This window comes from Streptomyces sp. NPDC002276, assembly GCF_053891435.1.
In genome coordinates this window covers 126,054-138,579 of sequence record NZ_JBSFCQ010000017.1, presented here as the reverse complement: position 1 = coordinate 138,579, position 12,526 = coordinate 126,054, and the positions used below count along the sequence as shown (strand labels likewise).

Annotated in this window: 15 protein-coding genes and 1 riboswitch; of the genes, 7 read left to right on the top strand and 8 right to left on the bottom strand. The window is 69.9% G+C overall.

Going from position 1 to position 12,526, the window contains the following annotated elements:
* Positions 1–108: 108 nt before the first annotated feature.
* The 3 genes from ACWIHT_RS35290 to ACWIHT_RS35280 are packed head-to-tail and all read right to left on the bottom strand — an operon-like array spanning position 109 to position 1,737.
* Positions 109–1,065, bottom strand: a complete 957-nt coding sequence (locus ACWIHT_RS35290) for a GlxA family transcriptional regulator (protein ID WP_456172393.1) — start codon at positions 1,063–1,065, stop codon at positions 109–111.
* Positions 1,066–1,123: 58 nt separating this feature from the next.
* Positions 1,124–1,501, bottom strand: coding sequence for a hypothetical protein (locus ACWIHT_RS35285; RefSeq protein WP_019075518.1), 378 nt, complete (start codon positions 1,499–1,501; stop codon positions 1,124–1,126).
* Positions 1,501–1,737, bottom strand: coding sequence for a hypothetical protein (locus ACWIHT_RS35280; RefSeq protein WP_200708482.1), 237 nt, complete (start codon positions 1,735–1,737; stop codon positions 1,501–1,503). Before ACWIHT_RS35280 ends, ACWIHT_RS35285 begins: the two co-directional genes overlap by 1 nt.
* An 88-nt stretch (positions 1,738–1,825) precedes the next feature.
* On the opposite strand from ACWIHT_RS35280, the gene ACWIHT_RS35275 reads away from it, so the two are divergent.
* Both ACWIHT_RS35275 and ACWIHT_RS35270 read left to right on the top strand, forming a co-directional pair.
* On the top strand, positions 1,826–2,605 hold the full coding sequence (locus ACWIHT_RS35275) for an SDR family NAD(P)-dependent oxidoreductase (protein ID WP_456172392.1): 780 nt from the start codon (positions 1,826–1,828) through the stop codon (positions 2,603–2,605).
* Positions 2,606–2,693: 88 nt separating this feature from the next.
* On the top strand, positions 2,694–3,497 hold the full coding sequence (locus tag ACWIHT_RS35270) for an SAM-dependent methyltransferase (protein WP_456172391.1): 804 nt from the start codon (positions 2,694–2,696) through the stop codon (positions 3,495–3,497).
* Between the two features lie 52 nt (positions 3,498–3,549).
* Here the strand turns inward: ACWIHT_RS35270 and ACWIHT_RS35265 are convergent, their stop codons facing one another.
* Both ACWIHT_RS35265 and ACWIHT_RS35260 read right to left on the bottom strand, forming a co-directional pair.
* The gene (locus ACWIHT_RS35265; protein ID WP_456172390.1) at positions 3,550–4,416 is read right to left on the bottom strand and encodes a CbtA family protein; all 867 of its coding nucleotides are present in this window, start codon (positions 4,414–4,416) and stop codon (positions 3,550–3,552) included.
* Positions 4,417–4,452: 36 nt separating this feature from the next.
* Positions 4,453–4,668 carry a CbtB domain-containing protein gene (locus ACWIHT_RS35260; RefSeq protein ID WP_381239240.1) on the bottom strand — a complete coding sequence of 72 codons (216 nt, stop codon included), beginning with the start codon at positions 4,666–4,668 and terminating at the stop codon, positions 4,453–4,455.
* Between the two features lie 57 nt (positions 4,669–4,725).
* A riboswitch (cobalamin riboswitch) is annotated at positions 4,726–4,799 on the bottom strand.
* Between the two features lie 206 nt (positions 4,800–5,005).
* Between ACWIHT_RS35260 and ACWIHT_RS35255 the strand changes: the two genes are divergently transcribed.
* The gene (locus ACWIHT_RS35255) at positions 5,006–6,079 is read left to right on the top strand and encodes a hypothetical protein (protein ID WP_456172389.1); all 1,074 of its coding nucleotides are present in this window, start codon (positions 5,006–5,008) and stop codon (positions 6,077–6,079) included.
* A gap of 44 nt (positions 6,080–6,123) precedes the next feature.
* On the opposite strand, the gene ACWIHT_RS35250 is transcribed toward ACWIHT_RS35255, so the two are convergent.
* The gene (locus ACWIHT_RS35250; RefSeq protein ID WP_456172388.1) at positions 6,124–6,936 is read right to left on the bottom strand and encodes a hypothetical protein; all 813 of its coding nucleotides are present in this window, start codon (positions 6,934–6,936) and stop codon (positions 6,124–6,126) included.
* Positions 6,937–7,053: 117 nt separating this feature from the next.
* The gene (locus tag ACWIHT_RS35245; protein ID WP_456172387.1) at positions 7,054–7,881 is read right to left on the bottom strand and encodes a DUF427 domain-containing protein; all 828 of its coding nucleotides are present in this window, start codon (positions 7,879–7,881) and stop codon (positions 7,054–7,056) included.
* A 269-nt stretch (positions 7,882–8,150) separates the two neighbouring features.
* Between ACWIHT_RS35245 and ACWIHT_RS35240 the strand changes: the two genes are divergently transcribed.
* Positions 8,151–8,639, top strand: coding sequence for a beta-class carbonic anhydrase (locus ACWIHT_RS35240; protein ID WP_456172386.1), 489 nt, complete (start codon positions 8,151–8,153; stop codon positions 8,637–8,639).
* A gap of 1 nt (position 8,640) precedes the next feature.
* Positions 8,641–8,967, top strand: a complete 327-nt coding sequence (locus tag ACWIHT_RS35235) for a hypothetical protein (RefSeq protein WP_456172385.1) — start codon at positions 8,641–8,643, stop codon at positions 8,965–8,967.
* A gap of 1 nt (position 8,968) precedes the next feature.
* Here ACWIHT_RS35235 and ACWIHT_RS35230 read toward each other — a convergent pair whose 3' ends face one another.
* Positions 8,969–9,571 (bottom strand): TetR/AcrR family transcriptional regulator, encoded by a 603-nt coding sequence (locus tag ACWIHT_RS35230; RefSeq protein ID WP_456172384.1) that lies wholly within the window; start codon positions 9,569–9,571, stop codon positions 8,969–8,971.
* Positions 9,572–9,717: 146 nt separating this feature from the next.
* On the opposite strand from ACWIHT_RS35230, the gene ACWIHT_RS35225 reads away from it, so the two are divergent.
* On the top strand, positions 9,718–11,256 hold the full coding sequence (locus tag ACWIHT_RS35225; protein ID WP_456172383.1) for an MDR family MFS transporter: 1,539 nt from the start codon (positions 9,718–9,720) through the stop codon (positions 11,254–11,256).
* A gap of 39 nt (positions 11,257–11,295) precedes the next feature.
* A complete protein-coding gene (locus ACWIHT_RS35220; protein WP_456172382.1) occupies positions 11,296–12,429 on the top strand; it encodes an FAD-dependent oxidoreductase in 1,134 nt (377 codons plus the stop codon).
* Positions 12,430–12,526 lie beyond the last annotated feature (97 nt).

Below are 12,526 nucleotides of genomic sequence, written 5' to 3'. Positions count from 1 at the left end.
GGCTCGCGCGCGGCGACCTTCGGTGACAGTGGCGCGATCGCCACGGTTCAAAAGGATTTCGCCAAAGCCGTCGCGGGGCTTTCGCTCAAGGCCGTCGCGCCGCCTCGGCTACTCCCCCTGGGCAAAGGTGCGCCGGTATTCGCTCGGTGTGGTGCCGAGCAGGCGGTGGAAGTGCAGCCGGAGGTTCGCGCCGGTGCCGAGGCCGACGTCGGCGGCGATCTGCTCGATGCCCCGCTCGGACCGTTCGAGCAGTTCGCGGGCCATGTCGATGCGAGCGCGCATGACCCACTGCATCGGCGTGTAGCCGGTCTCGTCGACGAAGCGCCGGGAGAACGTGCGCGGTGAGACCGCTGCTTGCCGGGCCAGTGTTTCGAGGGTGAGGGGCTCGCCGAGCCGGTGCAGGGCCCACTCGCGGGTGGCGGCGAACCGTTCGCCCAGCGGCTCGGGCACGCTGCGCGGCACGTACTGCGCCTGGCCGCCGCTGCGGTAGGGGGCCGCGACCAGCCGCCGGGCCGCGTGATTGGACGCGGCCACTCCGAGGTCGCCGCGCAGGATGTGCAGGCAGAGGTCGATGCCGGAGGCGGCGCCCGCCGAGGTCAGCATGCTGCCCTCGTCGACGAACAGGACGTTCTCGTCGACTTTGACGAGCGGGTACTTGGCCGCGAGGGCCCGCGTGTAGTGCCAGTGGGTCGTCGCCCGCTTGCCGTCGAGCAGGCCGGTGGCGGCCAGTGCGAAGGCGCCCGTGGAGATCGCGGCGAGCCGTGCGCCCCGGTCGTGGGCGGTGTTCAGCGCGTCGAGAACGGCCCGCGGCGGGTCCTCGCGGTCCGGGAACCGGTAGCCGGGGACGAAGACGATGTCGGCCCAGGTCAGCGCGTCGAGGCCGTCGGCGACGTGGTACGACAGCCCGTCACCGCCGGTCACCAGACCGGGAGCCGCACCGCACAGCCGCACCTCGTACGGCATGCTCGCCCGGGTCGTGAAGACCTGCGCGGGGATACCGACGTCGAGCGGTTTGGCGCCTTCGAGGACGAGGACGGCGACACGGCGGAGGCGGGCGGCTGACACGGGACCAGCCTACGCAGCGGTACGCCCGCCCGGTCGCGAGGACCCGGGAAGGACCAGGTCAGACCTTCCAGGAGCGCAGCTGGTCGGCGACAGCCACAACGCCGACGCGGGTGTCGCGGATCTTGCGGACGAGCTCGGAGAGGGCGCCGTAGGGCGGGTCGATGCCCTCGCCGGACTGGCCCATGTACTGGGCGGCGACGAACGCGGCGTACAGGCTGTTGCGGTGCGGCAGCGGCTCCAGGCGCACGATGGTGTGCATGAGCGCGGCGGCCCGCCAGGCGGCGTCCGGATCGGCGGCGGCGAGGGTCGGCAGCTTGGTCTTGTGCCGGGCTACGGCGGCCACGAGCGCGGAGTAGTCCGAGACCGACATGTCCTCGTCGGAGAGGGCGGCCTCCTGGACGTCGAGCAGCCAGGAGACGTCGATGTACAGGTGCATCAGGCGGCCGCGGCCCCACCGCGCTCGGAGGGCGGCACCTCCTCGGGGAAGGCGTCGTCGAACTCGCCGCGCAGCCGCTCGGCCCACACGGACGCGCCGGCGACGAACCGGCCGCGCTGCATCTCGCGGACGCCGAGGTCGTGCAGGTACTGCTTGAGGCTCTTGCCCTCGGCCGCGGCGGCGGCTCGTACTCCGTCGAGTTCCTCTTCGGTGAAGGACACGTTCAGTGATGGCATGCGTCGATGGTACCTAGTTGGTGCCACCGGTGCGAGAGGCTCGTCCCCCGGGACCGGATCGCGGGGGACGGGCGCCTAGGCTGCGGGAATGATCTCTCGCGACTATCTCTTCGACATGTTCTCGCTCGACGGCCGGGTGGCCGTGGTGACGGGCGGTAGTTCCGGCATCGGCCGGGCGGTCGCCGGGGCGCTCGCGCGGGCGGGGGCCCGGGTCGTCGTAGTGGCCCGCAAGGAGGCCGAACTGGCCGCCACCGTCGACGAGTTGGCGGCGGATGGGTGCCGGGCCGCGTGGGTGAGCGGCGATCTCGGGACCCGTGACGGAGTGCGTGCGGCGGCGGAGGCCGCGGCCGGAGTCTTCGGTGAGCCGGACATTCTCGTGAACAGCGCGGGGATCAACCTCCGGCCTCCGATGGGCGAGTTGGGCGAGGACGTGTGGGACACCACGATGGCGGTGAACCTGGAAGCGCCCTACCTCCTGGGGCAGCGCTTCGGTCCCGGCATGGCCGAGCGGGGCTTCGGGCGGATCATCCACATCACCTCCCAGCAGGCGCATCGCGCGTTCGTGCAGAGCGGCGCCTACGGGGTGTCCAAGGGGGCGTTGGAGTCGCTGGCCCGGTCGCAGGCCGAGGCGTGGTCGCCGTACGGCGTCACCTGCAACACGCTGGTGCCGGGGTTCGTGATGACGCCGCTCAACGCGCGGCTGTCGGACGACCCGGAGAAGGTGGCCGCGCTGGCCGCCCGAACGATGGTCGGGCGCAACGGACTTGCCGAGGACTTCGCGGGCGCGGCGGTGTTCCTGGCGAGCCGCGCCTCCGCCTATGTCACCGGGCAGTCGGTCTTCGTCGACGGCGGGTTCTCCGTGCACTAGGCCAACACCCCGCGGGCGTCGCCCAGTTGGAGATCGGGTCGCGGGTGTCGTGGCAGACTGCTGGCCGACGGATCACAGGAGGACGGGAATGACACCTGCCGGATCAGGCGCGGACGGCATAGACACGAGCAGACCCCAATCGGCCCGCATGTACGACTACTTCCTCGGCGGCAAGGACAACTACCCGGTCGACTGGGAAGCCGCGGAGAAGGTCATCGCCCTGTTCCCCGCTGTCAGGCACATGGCCCGGGTGAACCGTGACTTCATGCACCGGGCGTCCCGGCTGTTGGCGGGGCGGGGCATCCGGCAGTTCCTCGACATCGGTACCGGGATACCCACCCGGCCCAACCTCCACCAGGTCGTCCAGGCCATCGAGCCCGGCGCCCGCGTGGTGTACGCGGACAACGACCCGATCGTCCTCAGGCACGCCGAGGCGCTTCTGCACAGCACGCCCGAGGGAAGTACGACGTACATCCAGGCCGATGTGAGAGAGCCGGCGAAGATCCTCGCGGCGGCGAAGGAGGCGCTGGACTTCGAGCAGCCCGTCGCCCTGTCCCTGGTGGCACTTCTGCATCTGGTGGCCGACGAGGACGATCCCCATGGCATCGTCGGCGAACTGGTCGCGGCACTGGCGCCCGGCAGTTACCTGGCCCTTTCCCACGCGACCGGTGACTTCGATCCCGAGACCTGGGAACGGGTCGTAGAGGTCTACCGCAGGGGCGGCACGCCCGCGCAGGTGCGGTCGCGCGATGAATTCACCGCGTTCTTCACGGGACTTGAGCTGGTCGACCCGGGCATAGAACTCGCGGCGCGCTGGCATCCCGAACCCGGGGAACAGCGGAACGGGACCGAACAGATCCCGCTGTACGTCGGAGTCGCCCGCAAGGCGTGACGCACCGAGCGCGGTGATCCTCTCGATCACCGCGCTCGTCGTGGGCAGTTGGTCACGCCGGGACGGGGTCCGGCTCCTGTGACGGGGCGGTGGCGTCCGGGCGCGCGGGCCGGAGGAGCCGTTCGGCGAGCGGGGCGAAGATCAGGCCGAGGGCGGTCCAGAGGATGAGCTGCGCGGCGACGGAGTAGAAGCGGAAGGTGAACAGCACGTCGGCCGGGAAGCCCGGGTAGACGATGGTGCCCTTCGAGTCCTTCAGCGGCAGCGGTGTCTCGGTGGCCTGGTTGCCGAAGTTGGCCTTGTTGTACGAGAGATGGCCGAGCTGCGGCAGCAGCAGCATGACGATCCCGATCGCCACGACGAACGCGGCACCCGCGAGGAGGCTGGCGTTCCAGTTGCCGAAGCGGGCCTGGAGCCGCTTGCCGAGATAGACGGCGCCCGCGAGGAAGGCGACGGAACACACGACCATGATCAGGTACAGCGCGCTGCGCTGCTGGATGGTCTCCTCGTGGCCGATCGCGGGCGGGTTGGCCGGGTACTTCAGGAACGGCACCAGGTACATGCCGAGGAAACCGCCGCCGGCGACGAGCAGCGCGAGGTTGCGGGCCCGCAGACCGCCGGTGCGGCCGAGGCAGACGGTGTAGGCGACGGCGAACAGGGCGCCCATCGCCATGCCGAAGAGGATCATGCCGGCGCCGATGCCGACGTTGGCCTGGATGGTGCGGCTGAACAGTTCGTGTTCGTGGCCCTCGACGGGCAGGCCCGCCGCCTTGTCCAGGGCGTTCTGGGCGGCGTCACGGCCGCTCTCGTAGTCGATGGCCTTCGCGATCTGCGGTTCGGCGAATATCCGCGCGAACACGAACGCGAGCAGGCCCGCTACTGCGCCGGCGAGGACGCCGCGCAGTATGAGCTTCTTTTCCATGTCGAGTTGTCCGTACGTCCAGGTGCCGGCGGAGGGTCAGTGGCAGGGGAAGCCGAGGAAGTGGCGGGCGTCGTGGACGAACTCGTGGACGTGCATGTCGTTGCCGAACACCGACACGGCACCCTGGTCGACACCGATGAAGTAGTAGACGGCCAGCGCGATCAGCGCGGTGCCGACCAGCCAGACGATCGACTTCGAGATCGGCAGGACGACCGGCGTGGACACCGGACGGGATGTGGAAATGCTGCTCAAGGTGAGCCCTCCTTCGGGATCGTGCGTCCCTTGCGTGTACGGGCGAGTGAGGGTTCAGTGTCTGACTCGCCCACCACCTTCCGGCGGCGGGCTCACAGTGGCGCGACCGTGCTGGAATTCCACCAGCTTCCTTATGCCATCACTACAGGGGGAGAGTACGGCGCGGCTCTCCGGACCGTCAATCAGGCCTGTGCCGGGATGTGCGACCCGCGTACGTCACACGGGTGGCCCATCCGCGTGGCGGCACGGACGGCGGGCGCCTACTACTGGACAGGATCAGCTTGTTCATCGCGCTTCGGGGGGCGATAGCAGCATCACCCTCTTCATGGAGCCGAGCATGACCACCCGCTCTTTCCCGCCCAGCCCGGACCAACACGACATACCTCACGACAGCGCCGAGGGTGAGTACGTCGATCCGATGCACAGCCTGGTGCATGCCGCCGTAGCCGACCGGCCGTTGGAGGAGGTTCTCCAGCTCATCACGTTGCTGGAGCAGTCGCCGAAGTACGCGCAGGCCACCGTCGACGCCCTGCGGGCGATCGGTGTGGACCGGTCCGTGGAGGACGTGACGCGCCTCGTGACCCTGCTGACGCGGCCACCGCGTCATCTCGACTCCGCCGACGAGACCATCCGCGCGGCGGCCGAATGCCGGCCGGTGGAGGAGGTCACCCGGCTGATGGCCCTGCTGCACCGGGCTCCGCTGGAGCCGCACTGCGGCGAGGAGGCGGTACGGGCCGCGGCCGGCCGCCCCGTCGAGGAACTCGTCCAGTTGATCGGCCGCCTGGCCGAGGAACAGGACGCACCCGTCCAGGCCCCGGGAACGGCGGCGGATCCGTCCACCGTTCCGGCCGATCCCGGCTCGGAGACGACTGGACCGGTCCCGGACGGCGCGCCCGCGCCGGAACACCCGGGCGACCGTCCGGCGCGCCGAAGACGTCCGCGGCCTTCGCCTACGGCAGTTCGGCGCGCCGAACTCCCGGTCTGGCCGCGGCTGTTCGCGGCGGCGGCGCTCCTGCTGTGCGGACTGTCCTACTTCCCGCTGCACCGTGACGGGGCCTCGGGTGCCGCCTACGGTTTCGCGCTCGGGGTCTCGATCCTGTGCGTGCTGCTGGCACCGGCGCTGGTTCTCCAGGGCGGGCTGCCGGTGTTGGTCGTGTCCACGGTGGTACCGGCCGCGCTGGCGGCGATCCAGCTGTTCGACGGACGGTTCCACTCCACGCGGTTGTCCGAGGCGTTGCGGATCACCGCCGTACCGCCCTGGTCGGCGGGGCTGTTGGCCGCCCTCGCCGCGCTGGCCGCGCTCACGGCCCTGCTCGCGCTCCTCACCGCACGGAGGCTCGGCAGGCACCTCACCCTTCCCGACCACCCCGGTGACCGGGAACCGGCCGAGGCGAACCGGACACCTCAGTAGCGACCGCCGTCGTACGACAGCCTCCGCTCGGCCGGAGCGGGGGCTCAAGGAGCGGTGGCGTCAGGGCTGTTGGCGACGCCGCTGCTCGCGGACGGCACGGCTGACGCCGAGGTCTCGGGGCTGGTACCGGCACTTTGGCCGGCGCCGGCGCCGGTACCGGAGGTCGTGTCCGGCTCCGCGCTCGCGGACGGCGAGGCCGAACCACCCGACTGTGACCCCGCACCGCTGGTCGCGAGCGGTGTGGGTGTCGGACTGGGTGCGCGAGCGGGTGTGTCGGCCGAACCGCCGCCCATCGACGTTCCCTTGCCCGATTCGTTCCTCACCGCGGCGGCTATCGGCTTGCCCATGATCAGCTCGCCCGCGGTGACCGTGACCATCGCCAGCGCGAACACCAGGCCTGTCGCCAGCGCGTACTTCTTCCAGCCGATGGACTTCCAGAGGGAGCCGGTCCGACAGGTGGTCACCGACTCGTCGTCGGAGGGGGCGGTGGTCGGGATCGCGTCACCCATCGGGGTGTCGTCGGGTAACGCGAACGCCGCCCGGGCGTCCGCGCGTTGTAGCGCCCGTTCCTCACTCGGTGTCAGGGCCAGCGCGACCGCCGGCACCCGTCGGCGGATCCCCTCACCCGTCCGTCGGAAAGCGTGCTGGAAGACCGCCGCGCCGGTGGTCGCACTGGTACTGACCACGGCGGCACCGATGATGGTCCCGGTCACCCCCAGCAAGGACGCCAGTACGGCGCCCACCACGGTGGCGAGCGCGCTCGCTACCACCTGCACCACGGTCAGGTCGAGCACCTTGCGTTTCGGTGTCCGCTTCTTCTCTTCCCGCTGTTTCTCTTCCTTCTTCTGACTCTCCATCAATGACCTTCAACATCCTTTGGCAGTCCCGGAACACGACAGCCGTCGATGACGGCATGTGCAAGGAGTCGACTGCCCGGTGAGCCGAGTTTCACCTCGGCCGGCGCCAACAGGGCCTCAACCGGTCGGCGGCCGACCCGAAAGCGTCTCGGTGAAGTGAGTGACGGGGCGTTCCAGGGTTTCGCCGTCCACGGTGATGTCGACCGCCTCGTTGTAGAAGGCGAGCAGGTCTTTGACGGCGCCCACGGCGGGGAGCGGCTCCGGATAGCTCCAGACGATGTTCGGCGGGACACCCGGACCGCCGGACCCGCCGCGCCACGACCAGTACGTGGCGGTCCCCTTGTAGGGGCATCCCGTGCTGTGGTCGGTCGGTTCGAAGAGGTCCAGGCGGACGTCCTCGCGTGGGATGTAGTACCGGGTCGGCAGGCCGGTCTCGAAGAGGAGGACCGGTCGGTGGGTGTCGGCGACGACCGTGCCGTCGATCCCGACCCGGACGTGACGGCTGCTGGGGAGGGCGTCCACCCGTTTGTGCGGGTCGCGGGGGTGGATGAAGATCTCTTCCTCCTCCTCGTACCAGTGGTCGAGGCCGCGCCCGACCCGCCGGAACCACTCGAAGGCGATGTGCCCGGCCAGGTCCTCCGCGGGGAAGGTCCAGGCCGCGTTCTCCACCGACTGGCCGTCGATTTCGAGGTCGTAGAAGACGTGTGATCCGGTGTGTGTGCCGGTCGGGGGGTTCTTCGCGGGGCGGAGCAGGTCCTCGCGGACCTCGTGGTGCGGGAAGGCGTAGAGGGGTACCGGGACTCCCGGCTCCCAGACGAGGACGGGGTGTCTGCTGTCGACGACGGTGACGTCGCCCTTGAGGCCGCGGACCCAGCGTCGGCTCGGTTCCCACAGCAGTCCTTCGGGCGTGGTCCTGACGTCGCGCGCGCTGGGGAAGGTGCTCATGACCGTTTCTCCTTCGGTCCGGTTCGCCTCGGTGACAGTGTGGTGCGGCGCGCGGGCGGCGGCGACCGGTCGGGCCCGAACACGTGTTTACTTGCCAGTTGTCGCTGGTGGAAGGTTCACTGGTCGGGTGCCGACCTTCGCCACCACGCTGACGGGCTTCTGGCCCTCGCGTCGTGCCTACGTCTTCGATGTGTTCTGTTGCTGTGCGCCGGTCCCGAACACCACTCCCGCACAGCACCTTTCAGCACACACGAGAACCGAGGTCCACCATGTCCGTGACCGATGAACTGCTGGCCAACAACGCCCGTTACGCGGAGACCTTCGAGGGTCCCCTCCCCCTGCCTCCCGCCCGGCACCTCGCCGTCGTGGCCTGCATGGACGCGCGGCTGAACGTGTACGCGATCCTCGGCCTGAACGAGGGCGAGGCCCACGTCATCCGCAACGCGGGCGGTGTGATCACACCGGACGAGATCCGTTCCCTCGCGATCAGTCAACGGCTCCTCGGCACCGAGGAGATCATCCTCATCCACCACACCGACTGCGGCATGCTGACCTTCACGGACGACGCCTTCAAGGCCGCGATCGAGGAGGACACCGGTATCCGTCCGTCCTGGGCGGCGGAGGCGTTCGGCGAACTGGACACCGACGTACGGCAGTCGATCGCGCGCATCAAGGCCGACCCCTTCATCGTGCACAAGGAGAGCATCCGAGGCTTCGTGTTCGACGTGGCCACCGGAAAGCTCAACGAGGTCGGCTGACATGCTGTTTCGCAGACGGCGAGAACAGCCCCCGCGCATCGAGTCGCCCAACTCGCCCGAGGCGCTGATCCGTTCGGTCGCCGAGAGCCTCAGGCGTCGAGCGGGCATCGATGCGCGGCCCACGAGATCACTGGCCACTGTCATCGATCTGATCGAGAACGACGAGACCGACATGGCCATCGACAATCTCGCGCACGTGATCGAGTGCTTCCGTATCCCCATCAACCGCGCTGAATACGACCAACTCGTGGCAGCCGCACAGCAGTTGGACGCGATGGACTCGCTCACCGACCTGAAGGTGGAGCAGTTCGTGAGCGAGCGGGCCTGAGTCAGGGGCGGGCGAGCGCCTGCCAGCCGTTGTCGAGCAGGTCGAAGGCGCGCGTGATGGCCTCGTCGGTGTCGGGGTGCCCCCGGGTGGCGCGGGGGGCTTCGAGGGCGAAGTGGGCCAGGGCCGCGCAGGCGGGGTCGCCGGAGGGAAGACCGCTCTCTTCGGCGATGACCCGCGCCAGGGCGGCGGCGTGGCGCAGCCACATGCCCTGGAGGTAGTCGCGCAGGGCCGGGGTGCTGTCGATCAGCTCGAAGAAGGCGGCGAAGCGGGGGTCTCCGTCGGCCGCGGCCCTGCGGTGGCGCAGGGCGTGGTCGCGCAGCGCGGCCGGGATCGACTGGCCGTCGGGGCGTTCACGTACGGCGGCGAGCAGTCGGGCCTCCTGGTCGGCGTCCTCGTCGAAGACCAGGGCTTCCTTGACGGGGAAGTGCTTGAAGAGGGTGGTCGTCGAGACGTCCGCGGCGTCCGCGATCTCGCGGATGCCGACGTCGTCGTATCCGCGTTCCAGGAACAGGCGCAGGGCGGCGTCGGCGATGGCCTGGCGGGTGGCGGCCTTCTTGCGCTCGCGGCGTCCCACCGGGACGGGCGCGCTCCGGGTCTCGGTCATGCCCGCCATCCTACCCCTCACGATTGACCGACTTCAAAAGTTGAGTCGTTGCACTTATTGGGTCGGTGTGCTTTTCTGGAGCCGTGGCCGCGAGGCATCGCCCGGCCACCTCCCTTCTCCCGCCCATCCGAAAGGAGCGACCAGCCATGCCCACGACTGCGTCCCCTCCCGCCACCGAACAGGCCGTCCCGAAGAACGTGCGCTGGGTCCTGCTCGGCGTGATGCTCGCGATGCTGCTGTCCATGCTCGACAACATGGTCGTCAGTACGGCGATGCCCACGATCGTCTCCGACCTCGGCGGCCTGGAGCACATCTCCTGGGTCGTCACCGCCTACACGCTCGTCACGGCCGTCACCACCCCGATCTGGGGCAAGTCCGGTGATCTGTTCGGGCGCAAGCCCATGTATCTGGCGTCGATCGCCGTGTTCATCGCCGGGTCCGCGCTGTGCGGAGCGGCCCAGTCCATGGGCGAGTTGATCGCCTTCCGTGTCGTGCAGGGAGTCGGCGCCGGCGGGATAGGCGCGGGCGCGTTCGCACTGATCGGTGCGCTCGTGCCACCCCGTGAGCGGGGCAGGTACCAGGGGATGACCGCCTCCGTCATGGCGATCGGCACCATCGGTGGCCCCCTGCTCGGCGGGTTCATCACCGGCCATTTCGACTGGCGTTGGGCCTTCTACATCAACCTGCCGCTCGGCGTGGTCGCCCTGGTGTGGCTCTGGCTGAAGCTGCACACCCCGGCCGAGCGCGTCCGGGCGACCATCGACTGGGCGGGCATCACCCTGCTGACCCTCGCCATCACCGCGATCGTGCTGGCCGCCACCTGGGCGGGGAGCACGTACGCGTGGGGCTCCTGGCAGATCCTCTCGCTGGGGGCCGCCGCGATCGTGGGGCTGGCGCTGTTCGTCCGGGTGGAGAAGCGCGTCGACGAGCCGCTGCTGCCCCTGTCCGTGTTCACCGGCCACCGCAACTACCCGCTCGCGATGGGCATGATCCTGGTCGCCGGTGTGGTCATGTTCGGTGCGGGCCTGTACCTGCCGCTCTTCCAGCAGACCGTGCAGGGCGCCTCGGCCACCGACTCCGGGCTGCTGATGGTGCCCATGATGATCCCGGTCGTGATCGCGTCCACCCTCGCGGGCAAGATCATGTCCGCGACCGGAAGGTACAAGATCTTCCCCGTCCTGGGGATCGCGTTCCTCACGGTCGGCCTGGGCCTGCTCGCCGGCATGGACGCCGGTACGTCACGCCTGCTGACCGGCCTCTACATGGCGCTCGTCGGTACCGGCCTGGGCTTCACCCTTCAGATGTCCGGCACCATCGCGCAGAACAGCGTCTCGATGCGCGACATGGGTGCCGCGATGAGTTCGGTCAACCTCTTCCGCACCCTCGGCGGCTCCCTCGGTGTCGCCGTGTTCGGCTCGCTGTTCACCCGGGCCATCGGGTCCCACCTGGCGGGCACCGGCGGTACCGCCACGGACGTGAACGCCCTGCGAGCGCTGCCCGCGGGCGCCCGCGACACCTATCTCCACGCGGTCGTCGACGGCACCAGCCACATCTTCCTGACCGGCGCGATCCTCTCCGCCCTCGCCTTCGTCGCCGCACTCCTCGTCGTCGAGGTCCCGCTGAAGAAGGCCGACGGGCCCGCGACCGACGGCACCACGGCCGCCCCCGCCACCTCGGCCGGCTGACCACCCCCCGCCCCCGCACGCCCCGAACGGAGCACCACCATGAACACCATCCCCACCCCCCGTATCGCGATCATCGGCGCCGGTCCCGGCGGCCTGACCTGCGCCCGCATCCTCCAACTGCACGGCATCACCGCCACCGTCCACGACCACGAGTCGGGTCCCGGCATCCGCGACCAGGGCGGCACCCTCGATCTGCACGAGGACAACGGCCAGATCGCCCTGCGCGCGGCCGGACTGCTGGAGGAGTTCTTCCGGCTCGCCCGCCCCGAGGGGCAGGAAATGCGCCAGCTGAACCCGCGGGGCACGCTCCTCTTCCACCACATCCCCGAAGAGGGCGACCGATTCAAACCGGAGATCGACCGCGGCCAACTCCGCGATCTGCTCCTCGGTTCCCTTCAGCCCGGAACAGTGCGCTGGGGTCACACCCTCCAGTCCGTCGACGGCCCCGACGACGGCCCCCGGCGGCTGCGCTTCACCGACGGCACCACCGTCGAGGCCGACCTCGTCATCGGCGCGGACGGCGCCTGGTCCAAGGTCCGCCGAGCCCTCTCCCCCGCCGTCCCCGAGTACACCGGTGTCAGCTTTCTCGAAGCCTGGTTCCACGACGTCGAGAACCGGCACCCCCACATCGCCGAACTCGTCGGCCGGGGCAGCGCAGCCGCGGCCGACGGCGACCGCGCCCTGTTCGCCCAGCGCAGCAGCGCCGACCACATCCGCGTCTACGTCATCCAGCGCGTCCCCGCCGACTGGATCACCGCGAGCGACCTGACCGTCCAGGACACCGACGGCATCCGCGCACTGCTCCTGGAGCGGTACCGCGACTGGTCACCGGCCCTGCGCCGCCTGATCGGCGACAACGACGGCCCTTACGTCGACCGCCCCATCAACGCCCTGCCCGTCCCGCACACCTGGGACCACAACCCCACCGTCACCCTGCTCGGCGACGCCGCCCACCTCATGCCCCCGCTCGGCGTCGGCGTCAACCTCGCCATGCTCGACGCCTGCGAACTGGCCCTCGCCCTCGCGCACCACGACACCGTCGACGAAGCCCTCCACGCCTACGAGAAGACCCTGCTGCCCCGCTCCACCGAGATGCAACGACTCCTCGACCGCGGCGCCGAACAACTGCTGTCCACCGAACTCCCCGACTTCGCCACTGACGGCGCCCACTGACCGACCGGGTCGTGCTCCATCCCGACACGAAGCTGTCACACACGGGCCGGAATCCCCCGCCTGGCGGCCGGGGTTGGCACTGGTAGGACCCCGTTTC